14 protein-coding genes and 1 pseudogene are annotated in these 16693 nt (G+C 60.0%); 6 read left to right on the forward strand and 9 right to left on the reverse strand.

All coding sequences use genetic code 11. The features are described 5' to 3' along the window. Positions 1-135: 135 nt before the first annotated feature. Both ACM6HV_RS14920 and ACM6HV_RS14925 read left to right on the forward strand, forming a co-directional pair. Positions 136-1023: an alpha/beta fold hydrolase gene (locus ACM6HV_RS14920; RefSeq protein ID WP_414904591.1), complete on the forward strand. Its 888-nt coding sequence runs from the start codon at positions 136-138 to the stop codon at positions 1021-1023. Beyond that, positions 969-1910, forward strand: coding sequence for a class I SAM-dependent methyltransferase (locus tag ACM6HV_RS14925; RefSeq protein ID WP_414904592.1), 942 nt, complete (start codon positions 969-971; stop codon positions 1908-1910). The genes ACM6HV_RS14920 and ACM6HV_RS14925 overlap by 55 nt, the downstream gene beginning before the upstream one ends. Positions 1911-2161: 251 nt before the next feature. Here the strand turns inward: ACM6HV_RS14925 and ACM6HV_RS14930 are convergent, their stop codons facing one another. Further along, the gene (locus ACM6HV_RS14930) at positions 2162-2617 is read right to left on the reverse strand and encodes a VOC family protein (RefSeq protein WP_145598137.1); all 456 of its coding nucleotides are present in this window, start codon (positions 2615-2617) and stop codon (positions 2162-2164) included. A gap of 407 nt (positions 2618-3024) precedes the next feature. On the opposite strand from ACM6HV_RS14930, the gene gabP reads away from it, so the two are divergent. Together gabP and ACM6HV_RS14940 are read left to right on the forward strand one after the other, a co-directional pair. After that, on the forward strand, positions 3025-4425 hold the full coding sequence (gabP, locus tag ACM6HV_RS14935) for a GABA permease (RefSeq protein ID WP_414904593.1): 1401 nt from the start codon (positions 3025-3027) through the stop codon (positions 4423-4425). Positions 4426-4512: 87 nt separating this feature from the next. Continuing rightward, a pseudogene (locus tag ACM6HV_RS14940) lies at positions 4513-5609 on the forward strand (GlxA family transcriptional regulator). 132 nt (positions 5610-5741) lie between these two features. Here the strand turns inward: ACM6HV_RS14940 and ACM6HV_RS14945 are convergent. The 8 genes from ACM6HV_RS14945 to ACM6HV_RS14980 all read right to left on the reverse strand — a co-directional run bounded on the left by ACM6HV_RS14945 (position 5742) and on the right by ACM6HV_RS14980 (position 14454). Further along, the gene (locus tag ACM6HV_RS14945) at positions 5742-6521 is read right to left on the reverse strand and encodes an SDR family NAD(P)-dependent oxidoreductase (protein ID WP_414904594.1); all 780 of its coding nucleotides are present in this window, start codon (positions 6519-6521) and stop codon (positions 5742-5744) included. 93 nt (positions 6522-6614) lie between these two features. After that, complete coding sequence (locus ACM6HV_RS14950) at positions 6615-8474, reverse strand: ABC transporter ATP-binding protein (protein WP_047294478.1); 1860 nt, start codon at positions 8472-8474, stop codon at positions 6615-6617. Between the two features lie 106 nt (positions 8475-8580). Further along, positions 8581-10191, reverse strand: coding sequence for a gamma-glutamyltransferase family protein (locus ACM6HV_RS14955; protein WP_414904595.1), 1611 nt, complete (start codon positions 10189-10191; stop codon positions 8581-8583). 25 nt (positions 10192-10216) lie between these two features. Then, on the reverse strand, positions 10217-11308 hold the full coding sequence (locus ACM6HV_RS14960; protein WP_414904596.1) for a polyamine ABC transporter substrate-binding protein: 1092 nt from the start codon (positions 11306-11308) through the stop codon (positions 10217-10219). 20 nt (positions 11309-11328) lie between these two features. Beyond that, positions 11329-12108: an amino acid ABC transporter ATP-binding protein gene (locus tag ACM6HV_RS14965; protein WP_047294482.1), complete on the reverse strand. Its 780-nt coding sequence runs from the start codon at positions 12106-12108 to the stop codon at positions 11329-11331. A 2-nt stretch (positions 12109-12110) separates the two neighbouring features. Further along, positions 12111-12887: an amino acid ABC transporter permease gene (locus ACM6HV_RS14970; RefSeq protein WP_027611757.1), complete on the reverse strand. Its 777-nt coding sequence runs from the start codon at positions 12885-12887 to the stop codon at positions 12111-12113. A gap of 11 nt (positions 12888-12898) precedes the next feature. Next, positions 12899-13705 (reverse strand): ABC transporter substrate-binding protein, encoded by an 807-nt coding sequence (locus ACM6HV_RS14975; RefSeq protein WP_041064034.1) that lies wholly within the window; start codon positions 13703-13705, stop codon positions 12899-12901. Positions 13706-13785: 80 nt separating this feature from the next. Continuing rightward, on the reverse strand, positions 13786-14454 hold the full coding sequence (locus ACM6HV_RS14980; RefSeq protein ID WP_182401178.1) for a GntR family transcriptional regulator: 669 nt from the start codon (positions 14452-14454) through the stop codon (positions 13786-13788). A 328-nt stretch (positions 14455-14782) separates the two neighbouring features. Here ACM6HV_RS14980 and ACM6HV_RS14985 point away from each other — a divergent pair, with 328 nt between their 5' ends. Beyond that, positions 14783-15616: an oxidoreductase gene (locus ACM6HV_RS14985; protein WP_414904597.1), complete on the forward strand. Its 834-nt coding sequence runs from the start codon at positions 14783-14785 to the stop codon at positions 15614-15616. A gap of 24 nt (positions 15617-15640) precedes the next feature. Then, entirely contained in the window at positions 15641-16579 is a 939-nt protein-coding gene (locus ACM6HV_RS14990) for an AraC family transcriptional regulator N-terminal domain-containing protein (protein WP_414904598.1), read from the forward strand. Positions 16580-16693 lie beyond the last annotated feature (114 nt).

A 16693-nucleotide genomic window follows, 5' to 3' on the forward strand; every position in this document is an offset into this window, starting at 1 on the left:
CTTCGCCCAGCAGTCGATGCCGGCTTAAGAGCACAGACTGGAGGTGAGCATGGAGACGCACATGTCCAAGACCAGCAACACCGAGGCCCGCATCAGCATTTCTCGCCTGACCATTTTTCAAAAAGGCTGAAACACATGGAGTTCGAACACGTCACTTTCGACCTGCCACACGGAACCTTTCATGCGCTGAAGGGCGGCGATCCCGATGGTCAACCGACGATCGTCTTGCACGGTTTCCCAGATCATCCGCCAACCGCGAAGCTCTTCCTTGCCGAGCTCGGCCGCCGTGGCCGTCATGTCGTCGCACCCTGGCTTCGCGGTTACGCGCCATCCCCGACCGCGGGGCCGTTCGACTTCTCGGCTCTCACCAGTGACGTGCTCGCGTTGATCGACCGTTGGTCTCCGGGGCGCCCCGTGGAGTTGATTGGCCACGATTGGGGCGCCCTGATCACCTATGACGCCTGCGTTACAGCACCGGAACGGATCGAACGCGCGGTCGCGCTCGCCATCCCCCATCCACTCACGTTCATGAGCCGGCTGACGCATCTCGCTCAGCTACGCCGGAGCTGGTACATGGGGCTCTTTCAACTGCCTGGAAGCGGCTGGATCGCCACCGCCCGCGATCTTGCCTTCATCGACAGCCTCTGGCGTCAATGGTCGCCCGGCTTCTCGCTCGATCCCGCTCTCAAGGCAGAGCTACACGAGCATCTGCGCAAGAGCATGCCCGCGCCCCTGAAGTATTACCGGGCGATGTTGCGCCCCGGCATGATTGGTGCGACGCGACGCATGTCTCAGCCGATCACGGTGCCCCTGTTACAGCTTCACGGTGCCAACGACGGCTGCATCCTCCCTACACATGTTAAAGACCGACATCGGTTCGCCGCCCCGCACGCGATGGAATTCGTCTCCGGCGTCGGTCACTTCCTGCACATCGAGGCGCCTGAGGCGATCGCGGAACGGATCGCGGCATGGGCCGCCCTTTCCTTGCCTCGATCAAAGGCTGGCTGGTCAAAAACGAAATAAAACGAGGAGATGTCATGACAGAGCAAAAAGCCTATCAGGTCGCCGATTGGAATGGCGAAAGCGGAGAGTATTGGGCCGTCAACCAGGCCCGGCTCGACGCCATGTTTGCAGTATTTGGCCAAGCCGCGATAGAAGCCGCGGCGCCCGCCACCGGCGAACGCGTGCTTGACGTCGGTTGTGGCGCGGGCGCGTCGAGCCTGGCTCTGGCCGCACGCGTCGGTGCGGGCGGACATGTGCTGGGCGTGGACATATCCGAATCGCTGATTGGACGAGCGCGCGAGCTTGCGCCGCAGGATACGCCGGTCCTGTTCCAAGTGGCCGACGCCAGTAGCGCCGAGCTGCCCGACGGCGCGTTTGACATCCTTTACTCGCGTTTCGGGGTGATGTTCTTCGACGATCCAACAGTGGCGTTTGCCCATATGCGACGCGCGCTCCGACCAGGTGGGCGGGTCGCTTTCATCTGCTGGCGCGGCGTGGCCGAGAACGATTGGGTGCGCCTGCCGATGGGTGCGATCAGGGGCATCGTCCCGCCGATCGCACCGCCTGATCCCGAAGCACCCGGACCTTTCTCGTTCGGTGACCGGGGGCGCGTGAAACGTATCCTGACGGAGGCTGGCTTTACCGATATCACTTTTGCGCCGTTCGATGTGTCCATCCCATTCGGCGAAGGCGAAACTCGGGATGCGGCGATCGACGACGCGGTAAGGATGGCGTTCGAGGGCGGCCCGCTGTCGCTTGTGCTCGCGCATCAAACCGATGACATCCGTGACCGCGCCTGGGCTGCAGTTCGTGCCGCCTTCGCCGACCTCCCCGGCGAGCGGTCGGTGATGATCGACGGCGCGGCATGGATCGTCATGGCATGTAATCCGGCAGCCAGCGCTTGTTAGCTTGGACGACGCCCCGTTCAGGGCAACTTTGGCAAATTAGATTGATGTCCTTTTTGGTTTGGTGATCCGTCCTTGGCAAAAGCGAATACTCGTCAATGGTCTTGATCGGCCAAAAGCAGCCGCTAGCGAACGACTGCTTCTGGCCGACCTCTGCCAGTTGTTGCCTTTTAGCGAAGGGCTGCAATCGAATGTGGATTCAACCGCTCGCTGCCATTGCCAAGTCACTTAATCCAGGAGTGGCCGCTATTTTTTCAGCTAAACGCAGTCTCGATAAACGCTTCCAGCGCCTTTTCTTCGAGTATTTCGATAGAGAAATGCCCGAAGCGCTTTGGTAACCAGATAATGCGTGCGCCGGCCGGGGATTGCAGATTCGCGCGAGGCAATGGCTCTCCGTTTTCGTCTTGAGGCTGAACACCCGCGTCCATCAGCTCGTCATAGGCTTTTTCGATATCTTTCGTTGAGTAGCAGTGGCGGTAAATCATGCCTTCACCCGAGGAATCCAAAAGCTCTTTCAGATTGCCTGCCAACGGTTGCACCAGCATGAAACGTTCTTGACCTATCAGTGCAATCGCGTAGCGAACATGCAGACCGCCCCGCTCCCAGACAAGTGTTTTGGAAATCCTGGCGTTTAGTATGTGTGCGTAGTAAGCACAGGCTTCCTCGAGATTATTGACCAGTACATCTACATGACTGAACTTCAAATCCATTGCATAGCCCCTGTCCATAAAAACCATCGTAATAGTCAGCCACTCGCCGGCGGACGCTATCCGAACTACCGCCCTGAATGTTGGCATATTCGACTCGATCTTTTTCCCGGCTGATGCGCGATTCGGTCGAATAGCTGAGAGATTCGTAGAAAATTCCAATACGACCTCATGGTATTCGCATGTCGATATCAGACACGATCATGGCGCAATCAGGCTACTGAATCAGCGACAAGGCCGGCTAAGGTGCCGTGTCTTCGTATCAAACGACCCCGCTCGGATCATGGGGTTGATAAGAGCTGCGGCGTTTGGACGGGCTTCTTTCGGGAGTTTCAGCAGGCAACGATGGTGTTCGATCGGGTGCCCGTTCAATTCGCTTAAATGTCGATCAGCAGAGAATAAAAATACCGATGATCAGCCCGAACTCCATGGATTCGAGTAGCCAATTGGCGCAGGGCTTCAAGCCTCGTCACGTCACAATGCTGTCCATCGCCGGGATTATCGGCGCCGGTCTGTTTGTCGGTTCAGGGCACGCCATTGCCGCAGCAGGGCCGGCGGTGCTGCTCGCCTATCTGTTTTCCGGTTTGCTCGTCGTGCTGGTCATGCGCATGCTCGGCGAGATGGCGGTGGCCAATCCGGACACCGGTTCTTTCTCCACCTATGCCGACCAGGCCATCGGCCGCTGGGCCGGTTTTACCATCGGCTGGTTGTACTGGTGGTTCTGGGTGCTGGTCATTCCTATCGAAGCGCTGGCAGCCGGGCATGTGTTGAACCAATGGTTTCCGCAGGTCGATGCCTGGCTGTTCGCGTTGGGATCGATCATTGCGCTGGTGGTGACCAATCTGTTCAGCGTGTCCAAATACGGTGAGTTCGAGTTCTGGTTCGCCATGGCCAAAGTGGTAGCGATCATCGGCTTCATCGGTGTCGGTTTTGCCGTGTTGATGGGCTGGGTTCCCGACCGTGAAGTCAGCGGGCTGAGCAGTCTGATGGCCACGCACGGCGGTTTTGCGCCCAACGGCTTGTCGGCGGTGGTCGGCGCTTTCATCACGATCATGTTCAGTTTCATCGGCACTGAAGCGGTGACCATCGCCGCCGCCGAATCGAATAACCCGGCGCAGAACATTGCCAAGGCCACCCGCTCGGTGATCTGGCGCATTGGCGTGTTTTACCTGCTGTCGATCTTCGTGGTCATCTCCGTAGTGCCCTGGAATGATCCGTTGCTGGCCTCGGTGGGCTCGTATCAGCGCGCCCTTGAAATCATGAACATTCCAAATGCCAAGTTCATGGTCGATGTCGTCGTCCTGATCGCCGTGGCCAGTTGCATGAACTCCTCGATCTACATTGCCTCGCGCATGTTGTACTCGCTGGGTCGTAGAGGCGATGCACCAAAAGCGCTGAAGGCGACTTCCGCGGCAGGTGTGCCGCGGGCCGCCGTGATCGCCAGCACCGTGCTGGGCGCATCGATCACCGTATGGAGCTACTTCATGCCCGCCGGGCTGTTCGAGTTTCTATTGGCCAGCTCCGGGGCGATTGCCTTGCTGGTGTACCTGGCGATTGCGGTGTCGCAGCTGCGCATGCGGCGGATATTGCAACAGCGCAAAGTCGAGCTGACCTTCCGCATGTGGCTGTTTCCCTGGCTGACGTGGCTGGTGATCGGCTTCATCTGTGCGGCGCTGGCGGTCATGATGATCACCCCGCAGCACCGCACCGAAGTCACCACCACCATTGGCCTTGCGCTGGCAATCTCCTTTATCGGCTTGATGACGTCGCGTCACCCTGCCCCGGCGACGCGAGCAACGTCGGTGGGCTAGGCGTTCACGTCGAAGCTGATACTCCTTTGGCGAAGGCCGGGGGAATGAGCGACGCCTGTATCTCAGACAGATTCCTGTGAGGCCATGATGTCATCGACCCCGTTCGTGGCCGACGGTACGACACAATCCGTTGGTTTTCTGCTGTTGGATAAATTCACGCTCATATCTTTGGCATCCGCCGTAGAGCCGCTACGCATGGCCAATCAATTGTCGGGGCGAACACTGTATCGCTGGCATACCTTCAGCCGCGATGGAACAGCGGTCTGGGCCAGCGACGGCGTGCCAATCACGCCGGACGGGGCGTGGCGTAATCCCTCCATGGCGGACACGGTTATCGTCTGCGGTGGTGTCGGCATCCAGACCTCGATTACCCGGGAGCACACGGCGTGGCTGCAAGCGTTGGCGCGACAGTCAAAACGCCTGGGCGGAGTGTGCACCGGCAGTTGGGCGCTCGCCAGAGCCGGGCTGCTGGACGGCTACGAGTGCAGCGTGCATTGGGAGTTTCTAGCGGCGATGCAGGAAGCTTTCCCGCGCGTCACCGTCACCACCAGCCTCTTCACCCTCGACCGAAACCGCTTTACCAGCTCTGGAGGCACCGCGCCGCTGGACATGATGCTGCACCTGATTGCTCGTGATCATGGTCGTGAACTGGCCAGCGCAATCTCCGAGATGTTTGTCTACGAGCGCATCCGCAACGAGCAAGACCATCAACGCGTGCCGCTCAAACATGTGGTCGGCACGCATCAGCCCAAGCTGCAAGAAGTCGTCGCGCTGATGGAGGCCAATCTTGAAGAACCGATCGACCTGGATAAACTGGCTGAATACGTCGAACTGTCACGCCGACAACTGGAGCGACTGTTCCAGAAATACCTGCAATGCACACCGTCACGCTATTACTTGAGGTTGCGGCTTATTCGCGCACGGCAACTGCTCAAACAAACTTCCCTGCCGATCGTTGAACTGGCGTGGCGTATGTCTGCGGATTCGTCTCCACACCGCATTTCTCAAAATGCTATCGCGAGCACTTTGGTGTGCCGCCGAGCGACGAGCGTTCAGGCTCTGAAATGAGTCGAAAAGCGGCAGTGCAATCGTCATCGATCAGAACGCTGACGACGCTCGATCAGGCACGCAACGAATCGACATTTGCCAGTATTCGAATGATGGACCGCGCCGATCGGGCTTGAACAAAACCGAGACAAGATACAGTGCCCGATACTGCTGCAGGTGTCGCGAAAACTGGTATTCGCTCATGACCAGACGACCTCATGAATCGTCAAAGCCTCGCCTCACCGGCAGACGTTGCTGCTGGATGGCCCTCAACGCGGCCCCTTGTTCTCAGAAAGCCAGTTACCGCCGTCGACCACCAGAAGCTCACCGGTGATGTAGCTGGCCTCGGGTGAGGCGAGAAAAGCGGCGGCGGCAGCCACCTCCTCCGGTCTGCCTGCACGTCCGACCGGCACATAGCGCGCTGCTGTCAACTCCTCGGGGGTGCTGGACTGTGTCGCGATCCATCCGGGAGCAACAGCATTCACAGTGATACCGAATGGGGCGACTTCCAGCGCCAGGCTCATGTTCATTCCGACGATTCCGGCCTTTGCCGCCGCATACGCGGCCTCGCCGGGGTTGCTGCCACGGGTACCGGTGGTGGAACTGATATGGACGATGCGCCCGTAGCGACGCTGCTGCATCCCTGGCAACACGGCGCGGGTCAACAAAAAGGTCGTGGTCAGATTGCGGGCAATCGAGGTGTTCCAGTGCTCGACGCTCATTGTGGCAACGTCGCAAAACACCTCGGGCTCACCCTGAACCGCCATACCGGCGTTGTTCACCAGTATGTCGATTCGCCCCCATAGCGACTCGGCCCAGGTCACCAGTTCGGCGACCTGAGCAGGCTCAGTCAGATCGGCAGCGCGACCTTCCACGGTATAACCTTGCGCACAGAGTTGTGCGACACGCTCAAGGATGCGCGCGCTGCTGCCGGTGATGATCAGCTTTGCCCCCAGGTCACCCAGACGTTTGGCGATGGCGAAACCAATGCCCTGCTCGCTGCCCGCGCCACTGACCAACGCTACCTGACCACTCCAGTTATCAATCATGCAATGCTCCATGGATTACACAGGAAATAAGGTCCGACAGCACGCTGTCACGGGTATTGAGGGATCAGAGGCATTCGAGTTCGTCCCCTTCATTCAGGCCTGATCCACCGCCTCGATCACGCCTTTGTCCTCACCCAGAAAGCCGCCGCTCTGATGCGCCCACAGCCGTGCATACACACCGTTTTTCTCCAGCAATTCGGCGTGGGTGCCCTGCTCGATGATGCGCCCGTCATCCATGACAATCAGCCGGTCCATCGCCGCAATCGTCGACAGTCGATGAGCGATCGCGATCACGGTCTTGCCCTGCATCATGTCGTCGAGGCTTTCCTGAATCGCCACTTCAACCTCGGAATCCAGCGCACTGGTGGCTTCGTCCAATAGCAGAATCGGCGCGTTCTTCAGCATCACCCGGGCAATCGCTACCCGTTGGCGCTGGCCGCCGGACAGCTTGATCCCGCGCTCGCCCACCAGAGTGTCGTAACCGGTATGGCCCTGGCGGTCACTCAACTGGCTGATGAATTCGTCGGCCTGAGCGTTGGCCGCCGCGCGGCGGATCTGCGCGTCGGTGGCATCGGGCCGGCCGTAGGCAATGTTGTCGCGAATCGAGCGGTGCAGCAACGAAGTGTCCTGCGTAACCATGCCAATGGCACTGCGCAGGCTGTCTTGAGTCACGTGCGCAATGTTCTGGCCGTCGATCCGAATCTCGCCACTGTCGACATCGTAGAAACGCAGCAGCAAGTTGATCAGCGTCGATTTGCCGGCACCGGAGCGGCCCACCAGACCGATCTTTTCTCCGGGACGGATGCTCAGGCTCAGGCCATCGAGCACCTGACGCTCGCCACCGTAATTGAATTTCACTTTGTCGAACGTCACTGCGCCGCCCGAGGTCACCAGCACGCCGGCATCCGGCGCGTCCTGCACCTTGGTGCCCTGGGTCAGCGTCGCCATGCCGTCCTGAACGGTGCCGATGCTTTCGAACAGCGAAGTCATTTGCCACATGATCCAGTTCGACATGCCATTGATCCGCAACGCCATGGCGGTGATCGCCGCCACCGCGCCGGCGCCGACATCGCCTTGGTGCCACAGCCACAGGGCATAGCCGCCCGCTGACATGATCAATGCCACCACCAGGGCCTGATTGACGATCTCGAACAGACTGACCAGACGCATCTGGCGAAAACCGGTTTGCTTGAAATCCTCCATCGCCGCCCGCGCAAAGTGCGCTTCGCGGTTGGAGTGGGAGAACAGTTTCACCGTGGTGATGTTGGTATAGGCGTCGGCGATACGCCCGGTCATCATCGAGCGCGCGTTGGCCTGCTCCTGGCCGACCTTGCCCAGGCGCGGCACGAAGTACCCCATGGCCAGCCCGAACAACACGACCCACGCGAGAAACGGCAGCATCAGCTTCAGCGCAAAACCGCCGGCCAAGGCGATGATCGCGATGAAGTACACGCCGATCCCGGGCAGGATCTCGATCATGGTGAACAGCACGTCGCGCACGGCGAGCGCTGTCTGCATCACCTTGGTCGTGACCCGTCCGGAAAACTCATCGGAGAAAAACGAAAGGCTTTGCCGCAGCATCAGCCGATGGAAATCCCAGCGCAGGCGCAGCGGCAGGTTAATTGCCAGAATCTGGTGCTGAACCATGGTACGCAACGCCACCAATCCGACACTGAGCACCATGACGATGCCCATGCCCCACAACACGCGACGCTCCTGCGCAGCCGCTTCCCCGCCCGCCTGCCAGGTCGAGAGCAGATCGACGACCTGGCCGAGGAAGGAAAACAGCCACGCTTCATAAACCGACACGGCAGCGCTGAGCAACGCCAGCGCGAGGACGTAGCCGCGCGCCCCCCGAGTGCAGGCCCAGAGAAACCTGGCCAGACCGTTGGGCGGCGGTGGCAACTCGTCAGGCGGGAAAGGATCGAGTCTTCGTTCAAACACACGAAGCATGGTGTTCTCCAAAACAGTCAAGTCAGGGAGATTCTGCCATCGATTGGATCCCGGGAGGTCTTTGTGAAAAAGTGTGTGCTCCTGACCTCACGAGTGCCTGCCGTCTCTACCAAACCGCGATATGCGAATCCGCCCTCGGCTCGGTCCCGCCACACAGCACGCCCGTCACCGGATCACGCAAAATGATCTGCCCGCGTCCGTAATCCGTCAGGTCACTGGCGATCTGCACCTCATGTCCACGACGGGCCAACGCATTGGCCAGATCCCTTGAAGCGCCCTGCTCGATGCCGACCTTCATCCCGCCCAGCCACTGCCAGCGCGGCGCGTCCAGTGCCGACTGCGGGTTCAGGCCGAAATCCACCAGGTTCATGACCATCTGCACATGACCCTGCGGCTGCATGTAGCCGCCCATCACGCCAAACGGCCCCAGCGCCTGGCCGTCCTTGGTCAGGAAGCCGGGAATGATCGTGTGAAAGGTCTTTTTGCCGGGAGCCAATGCGTTGGCATGCTCGGGATCAAGGCTGAATTCCTGCCCTCGGTTTTGCAGGGCGATGCCGCTGTCGGGCAACACCACGCCGGAGCCGAAGCCGTGGTAATTGCTCTGGATGAACGAGACCATGTTGCCCTGCCCGTCCGCTGTGGCCAGGTACACCGTGCCACTGGCGTGTGGATCGCCCGGCGTCGGCGGCTGCGCTTGTTCGCCAATCTGAGCACGGCGGCGGGTGCTGTACTCGTCACTCAACAGATCGGCCACGGCCACGCGCATGTGCAGCGGATCGGTGATGTAGTGCAGACCATCGCTGTAGGCCAGTTTCATCGCCTCCAGCTGGCGGTGCCAGGTCTGTTGGCTGTCACGGTGGTCGAAGTCGAAACCTTCAAGAATCTTCAGCGCCATCAGCGCCACCAGCCCCTGCCCGCTCGGCGGGATTTCCCAGACATCCACGCCGCGATAATTGACGTGGATGGGCTCGACCCACTGCGCGCGGTAATGCTCAAGATCCGTGGCGCGCAGATAGCCGCCCGTTGCCCGCGAATGCGCATCCAGGCGTTGCGCCAAATCGCCGCGATACAAACTCTCGCAACGCGTGAGGGCCAGTTCTTCGAGGGTTCGCGCCTGCGCCGGGTTATGGAAAATCTCTCCGGCCCTGGGCGCACGACCGTCAATCAGGAACGTGTCGAACCAGGCCTGCAGCACTTCATTGCGATGAGGACTGAATTCATCCAGCGCGATCTGCCATTGATGGGCAACCACCGGCGACAGCGGAAAACCGTTTCTGGCCAGACTGATCGCCGGTTGCAGCACATCGGCGAACGGCAACACACCAAAACGTTGCGACAGCTCGGCCCAAGCCGATGGACAACCGGGCACCGTCACGGGCGTCCAGCCATACAACGGCATTTGCTCATGGCCGGCCGCCTTCACCGCTTCGATGCTCAGACTGGCCGGGGCATGGCCGTTGGCATTAAGGCCATGCAACTGATCCTTGAACCAGACCAGCGCAAACGCATCGCCGCCCAGGCCACAACCCGTAGGCTCGACCACGGTCAGCGCCGCCGCCGTGGCGATGGCGGCGTCGACCGCGTTACCGCCCTTTTGCAGCATCTCGATACCGGCCTGCGCGGCCAAAGGTTGGGATGCCGCAACCATGCCACGACGGGCGAAGACGCTTTGGCGTTGCGACGGATAAGGGTATTCGTGAGCAGAAAATTTCAACATGGCAAAGGCTCTTCAAATCAGCAATTCATTGGCCGGACTTGATCCGGTTCCATTCGCGGGTGATCAGACGCTGGATGTTTTCCGGCAGATCGGCGGAGACGAAAGCGTGGTTGATCACCTCGTCAGTCGGGTAGATCCCCGGATTACCGCTGACCTTCGGATCCATCAGCGCCGTGGCGTCCTTGTTCGGGTTGGCGTAGCCGACGTAATCGCTGACTGGTGCAATCACCTCTGGGCGCAGCAGGTAATTGATAAACGCATGGGCGTTGGCGACGTTAGCGGCGTCTTTGGGGATCGCCAGCATGTCGAACCAGAGGTTCACGCCTTCCTTGGGAATCAGGTAGCGGATGTCGATGTTTTTCCCGGCCTCGCGCGCCCGGGTCTGGGCCTGCATCACGTCACCGGAGTAGCCGATCGCCACGCAAATGTCGCCGTTGGCGAGGTCCGCGGTGTACTTCGATGAGTTGAAATAGGTCACCGAAGGCCGCAACGTCATCAGCAGTTTAGAGGCCTGTTTGTAGTCGTCCGGCTTGACGCTGTTGGGGTCCAGGCCGAGATAAAGCAGGGCCTGGGGAATGATCTTCACCGGCGCATCGAGAAAGGCCACGCCGCAGCTTTTCAGTTTGGCGAGGTTCTGCGGATCGAACACCATTGACCAGGAATCGAGCGGCACATCCTTGCCCAGCACGGCGCGGACTTTCTCCTCGTTGTAGCCGATGCCTACCGTGCCCCACATGTACGGCACGGCGTATTGGTTGCCGGGGTCGGCAGCCTGCAGACGTTGCATCAAACGCGGGTCGAGGTGCTTCCAGTTATCGAGCAATCCGCGTTGCAGCGGCTGATAGGCGCCGGCGCGAATCTGCTTGGACAAAAACTGGCTGGACGGCACCACCACGTCATAGCCCGAATGCCCAGAGAGCAACTTGGCTTCGAGCATTTCATTGGTGTCGAAAATGTCGTACTGAACCTTGATCGTGCTGGCCTTTTCAAAGTTCTTCAGCGTATCGGGGCCGATGTAATCGGACCAGTTGTAGACCTTCACCACCGAGTCGGCGGCCTGAAGCATGGGGACCACGGCGGCGCAGCACAGCGCCGTAAACACACTCGATAAACGCATCGTCGATGTCCTTGTGAAATTCACAGCACGCGGCTGAGGAAGGCCTGGGTTCGGGGATGAGTCGGACGGCTGAAGATCTGTTCCGGCGGGCCTTGTTCGATCAGTTCGCCCTGATCGAGCACCACCACCCGGTCGGCGACCTCGCGGGCAAAGCCCATTTCATGGGTGACCACGACCATGGTCATGCCCTCCTCGGCCAGCTCTTTCATCACTTGCAGAACCTCGCCGACGGTTTCCGGGTCGAGGGCGCTGGTGGGTTCGTCGAACAGCATCGCCTGCGGTTTCATCGCCAGCGCTCGGGCGATCGCCACTCGTTGCTGCTGGCCGCCGGAAAGCATCGACGGGTAATGCCCGGCCTTGTCTGCCAGCCCGACTCGCTTGAGCAAGGCCCGCGCCTGCTCCAGCGCTGCCTGGCGTGGCACACCCAGCACCTGAATCGGTGCTTCGATGATGTTTTCCAGAGCGGTCATGTGCGGGAACAAGTTGAAGCGCTGGAACACCATGCCGATGTCGCGACGCTGGCGAGCGATGTTGCGCTCCGAATCACGCACCAGACTGCCGTCCGCCCGGGTGCGATAGCCCATGGGCCGACCGCTGACCCGGATCTCTCCGCCCTGAATGTCTTCGAGCAGGTTGATGCAGCGGATAAACGTGGTCTTGCCCGAACCCGAAGCGCCGATCAGTACCACCACTTCGCCACGGCGTACTTGCAGCGAGATACCCTTGAGAATCTGTAGATCGCCGAAGGACTTGTGAATGTTCAGCGCTTCGATGATCAGTTCGTCGTTTGGCTGCGCCATGCTTAGCGTCCCCTCAACAGTTTCAGAGTGCTGCGACCGAACATCCGACTGGAGGCCGGCGGCGGCGAAGAAGGTCGGTCGGACTGGCCGAAGCGGTTCTCCAGCCAGCGCTGAAAGAAGCCCCACAGCGTGGTAAGCAACAGGAAATAAATCGCCACCACCAGGTACAACTCGAACACCCGAAAAGTTGCCGAGGTGACCATCTGCGTGCTGAGCAACAGCTCTTGCACGCCGATCACGCTGACCAGCGTGGTGTTTTTCAGCATCACGTTGAACTCATTGCCCAGCGGCGGCACGATCACCCGGAACGCTTGTGGCAGCACGATGCGACGCATCAGTTTGGCGAAGGTCATGCCCAGCGAACGCCCGGCCTCGTACTGGCCCTTGTCCACGGCGCCGATACCGGCGCGGATGATCTCGGCCATGTACGCGCCTTCGTTGAGCCCCAGAGCAATGATCGCGGCCTGAATGTTGCCGGGCACCACCAGCCCGAACAGCTCAATGTCTTCGAAGCGAAAAATCCCGCCCGCCGCCAGCGCGGTGTAGAGGAAAACGATCTGCACCAGCAACGGCGTGCCGCGCATCAGCCACACATAAAAACGCACGGGCAGATGCAGCAACGGGTTCTTCGACAAACGCAACAATGCAGCGGCCAACCCCAGCACACAGCCCAGCAGCATTGCCAGCACACTGATCAGGCAGGTCAGCCAGAGCCCGGTGAGATAAACCCCGCTCGGCTGCAACAGGTATTGCCAGAACACATCCCAATTGAAGTTCATCAACGCCTACCTCAATCGAGTGTGTCGCTGGAAACGTGCCATTTGCTCAGAAGCTGGTTGTAGCTGCCGTCACTGCGCATGTCGGTGATGATCTGCTGCACCGCAGCGCTCAGTTGCGCATCGTCCTTGCGGATGCCCAGGCCGGTAAGGATCCGGCTGAAGGCCGGAACGCCTTCCTCGAACAGGTCCGGGGCCATCGCGGCGTAATAACCGGCGGTTTCCACCGTGGTGCCGTAAGCGTCGACCTGATTGATGCGCAAGGCCTGGAAGGCGTCGGTGTCGGTGTTGTAGACCACCAGTTTCATCGGCGGCTTGCCGGCCTTGGTCAGGCTTTCATTTTCCGCATCGAGCAAGGTCTTGATGGTCGAGCCGTTAAGCACCGCGATCTTGTGCCCGCTCAAATCCGCCAGGGTTTTCAGCGCCTTCGGATTGCCTTTGGGCACGACGACTGCCTGGCTGGAATACATGTAGTTGACGATGTCGATCACCTCGCGGCGCTCGGGCTTGTCGAACAGCTGGTCGACGATCATGTCGCACTGTTTGGCAAGCAAGGCCGGGAGCAGTCCGGAGAACGGAATCACCCGCCAATCGACCTTCTTGTCGCCCAGGCGCTTGGCGATTTCCAGGCCGAGGTCGACGGTCAGTCCTTTGGGCTTTTGCGCTTCATCGAAAGACACCAGCGGCGGCGAATCCATGCCCGAGCAATAGGTCAGTTTGTCGACCTTGACCAGACGCTCCGGCACCGTGGGTGCGGCGAGCGCCCATTGCGAACAGAGTCCGAGGGAAATTGCAGCCAATAACAGGCGAGACGTATGCATGACCAGACACTCCAGTTCGGTTAGTAACGGGGGCAGTACTCAACGTCAAAACATCGGCGGACTCGTGTTCCGCTCTGTGGTTATTTTTCCGATTGCAAAAATTTGATCAGTTCGGGCACCGTGCCTTCGATGTGCTCGCGCACCACGGCTTCGGCCTTGCTGGCGTCGCCGGCGCGAATCGCATCAAGGATGATCTGGTGCTCCTGGCGCGCACTCAGGGGCTTTTCGATGTGCTGCAGCCACAGGCGCATGGGCGCTTCGATCAGCGCGTAGAGGGCGCTGATCTGCTTGAGCAACCGAGGGCGCTCGCTGAGGCTGCACAGGTATTCATGGAACTTGCGATGGCGGCTGACCCACGCCGCACTCTCGTCGCGGTAGTCATCCATTTCATCGAGAAGCCGTTCCAGCGCCGTCAACTGACGCTCGCTGATCCTGGGCACCGCGATGCGAATCGCCAGGCCCTCTAGCGCACTGCGCATCTCGAACACTTCGTGCATCTGCTCGACATCCAGACCACTGACCACCGCGCCGCGATTGGGCCTCAGCGTCACCAGACCCTGCGCATCGAGACGGCGAAACGCTTCGCGCACCGGCATGCGGCTCATGCCGATTTCACTGGCGATGTCCTCGGCGATCAACCGGTCGCCCTTGCGGTACCGACCACCACAGATGCCCTCCAACAGAAAGTTGTAGGCCTCTTCTTCGGCGGTCATCGGTTGACGTTGATCGAAGGCAGGAGCGAATTGCATGGCAGCACCTTTTGTCTTTTTGTATCCAATTATCCACGGATGCAAAAAAAGCACGATGCATGCCAGATTCTGTTCAACTCAGCCAAGCTTTTGATTCGCATGATTTAAGCGACAAACCGGCGATAAGTTCCTGTCTTGCAAGACTCGAGATGTGCTACCCGATGGCTCATTGCGAGCCCTGCAAAGGTGCAGATCGGTAGCTGAGTAACACTTCGCTGATTTTCGCAGGCCTGCCAATAGGAACAGGCAATCCTCGCAGACTAACCGGCATACCCCTCTCGCCCCAGGCTGCCTACCATGGCCTCTCACTTATCCGTCGGAGCTTGCCATGCACAGCCTCAAAACCTTGTTCATCACCGGTGTCAGCAGTGGCTTTGGCAGTGCGCTCGCGCAGGAGGCGCTCAACGCCGGTCACCGGGTTATCGGCACCGTGCGCAATGACGCCGACCTGAAGTCATTCGAAGCCCTGTCAGCAGATCGGGCACACGGCGTGTTACTCGACGTCACCGATTTCGAACACATAGACGGCGTGATCGCCGACGTCGAAACCCGAATGGGTCCGGTCGATGTGCTGGTGAACAACGCCGGCTACGGACATGAGGGTGTTTTCGAGGAGTCACCGCTGGCGCAGATGCGGCATCAGTTCGAGGTCAACGTGTTCGGCGCGGCAGCGATGATCAAGGCGTTCGTGCCGTACTTCCGACAGCGGCGAGCCGGGCATATCCTCAATATCACCTCGATGGGCGGCAGCATTACCATGCCCGGTATCGCCTATTACTGTTCAAGCAAATTCGCCCTGGAAGGCCTTTCCGATACGCTGAGCAAGGAATTGCAGCCGTTCAACATTTTTGTCACTGCGGTGGCACCTGGCTCGTTTCGCACCGATTGGGCCGGTCGTTCGATGCAGCGTACGGCGCGCAGCATCGCCGACTATGACGCCAGCTTCGACCCGGTACGCAAGGCCCGCGAAGAGAAAAGCGGCAAGCAATTGGGCGATCCGCGCAAGGCTGCGCAGGCCATGCTTCAGCTGATCGGCAGCGCTTCCCCACCCGTGCACTTGCTATTGGGCAGCGATGCACTGACGCTGGTACGCGAAAAACTGCAACGCAGCCTGGCCGAGATCGAACAGTGGGAAAACCTGACCCGCTCGACCGATGGCTGAGCCCCGGCAAGGAGATCAATGCCCATGAGTCCATCCGATCCTTACACCGCGCGCATGGTGCAGTTGCTGGGGCAGCTCGCGCCGCTGGAAGGCTATAACCTCAGTGCGCTCGATGATGTGCGTTTTCTGCGTTCGAATCGTCCGCTGAGCAACACCCCGGTGCTGTATGACCCCGGCATCGTCATTCTTTGCCAGGGGCGTAAACGCGGTTATCTGGGTGATGATGTCTACGTGTATGACGCCCAGCATTATCTGGTGGTGTCAGTGCCCGTGCCGTTCACCATGGAGACCGAGGCCAGCGCGGCCGAGCCGATGCTGGCGGTGTATATGCGCCTCGACTTGCAACTGGCCAGCGAGTTGATGCTGCAGGTCGACGAGGTGTTCGGCCCCAGCGACGCTCCGCCCAAAGGAATGTACGCCTCGCCGATGGATGATCCATTGCGCGCATCGACCTTGCGTTTTCTTGAAGCGCTAAGCACTCCCGGCGACGCGCAGATCCTCGGGCCGGCGCTGGTCCGGGAGATCTACTACCGGATCCTGACCGGTGCCCAGGGCGGTTCGATGCGGGCGGCGCTCCAGCAGCAAGGGCATTTCGGCAAGGTCAGCCGGGCGATCCGGCGGATTCACAGCGACTACGACCAACGTCTGGACGTCGAGTCGCTGGCCGAGGAAGCCGGGATGAGCGTACCGAGCTTCCATGTGCATTTTCGCAACGTCACTGACTCATCGCCGATGCAATACCTCAAGGCCACGCGACTGCATCAAGCGCGCCTGTTGATGCTGCGCAGTGCCATGCCGGCTGCGACGGCCGCATTCAACGTCGGCTACGAAAGCGCCTCGCAGTTCAGTCGGGAGTTCAAGCGCTTCTTCGGTCGCACACCGCTGGCCGAGGTCGCGTGGATGAAAGCCACGTATGCCCTGCCCCAGTCCGCCACGCCCTCTGTGTACGTTTCTTCGCACTGAGCACCGATAGCACCGAGCCATCCGCGTCCGCTGCGGTCTCAAGGCAAAATCCCCGCGTATTCACTACGCTTGAGAAATCCGCCGCAGCGCCATTGCCAACAACAGATTGAACAA

Source organism: Pseudomonas sp. IT-P260, assembly GCF_949768395.1.
Taxonomy (GTDB): Bacteria; Pseudomonadota; Gammaproteobacteria; order Pseudomonadales; family Pseudomonadaceae; genus Aquipseudomonas; species Aquipseudomonas parakoreensis.

Bases quoted from the DNA above. Each gene is read 5' to 3' on its own strand.
- ACM6HV_RS14985 (WP_414904597.1), top strand. From the start codon at position 14,783: ATGCACAGCCTCAAAACCTTGTTCATCACCGGTGTCAGCAGTGGCTTT.
- ACM6HV_RS14925 (WP_414904592.1), top strand. From the start codon at position 969: ATGGGCCGCCCTTTCCTTGCCTCGATCAAAGGCTGGCTGGTCAAAAAC.
- ACM6HV_RS14960 (WP_414904596.1), bottom strand. From the start codon at position 11,308: ATGCGTTTATCGAGTGTGTTTACGGCGCTGTGCTGCGCCGCCGTGGTC.
- ACM6HV_RS14920 (WP_414904591.1), top strand. From the start codon at position 136: ATGGAGTTCGAACACGTCACTTTCGACCTGCCACACGGAACCTTTCAT.
- ACM6HV_RS14980 (WP_182401178.1), bottom strand. From the start codon at position 14,454: ATGCAATTCGCTCCTGCCTTCGATCAACGTCAACCGATGACCGCCGAA.
- gabP (WP_414904593.1), top strand. From the start codon at position 3,025: ATGATCAGCCCGAACTCCATGGATTCGAGTAGCCAATTGGCGCAGGGC.
- ACM6HV_RS14975 (WP_041064034.1), bottom strand. From the start codon at position 13,705: ATGCATACGTCTCGCCTGTTATTGGCTGCAATTTCCCTCGGACTCTGT.
- ACM6HV_RS14970 (WP_027611757.1), bottom strand. From the start codon at position 12,887: ATGAACTTCAATTGGGATGTGTTCTGGCAATACCTGTTGCAGCCGAGC.
- ACM6HV_RS14945 (WP_414904594.1), bottom strand. From the start codon at position 6,521: ATGATTGATAACTGGAGTGGTCAGGTAGCGTTGGTCAGTGGCGCGGGC.
- ACM6HV_RS14965 (WP_047294482.1), bottom strand. From the start codon at position 12,108: ATGGCGCAGCCAAACGACGAACTGATCATCGAAGCGCTGAACATTCAC.
- ACM6HV_RS14955 (WP_414904595.1), bottom strand. From the start codon at position 10,191: ATGTTGAAATTTTCTGCTCACGAATACCCTTATCCGTCGCAACGCCAA.
- ACM6HV_RS14950 (WP_047294478.1), bottom strand. From the start codon at position 8,474: ATGCTTCGTGTGTTTGAACGAAGACTCGATCCTTTCCCGCCTGACGAG.
- ACM6HV_RS14990 (WP_414904598.1), top strand. From the start codon at position 15,641: ATGAGTCCATCCGATCCTTACACCGCGCGCATGGTGCAGTTGCTGGGG.
- ACM6HV_RS14930 (WP_145598137.1), bottom strand. From the start codon at position 2,617: ATGGATTTGAAGTTCAGTCATGTAGATGTACTGGTCAATAATCTCGAG.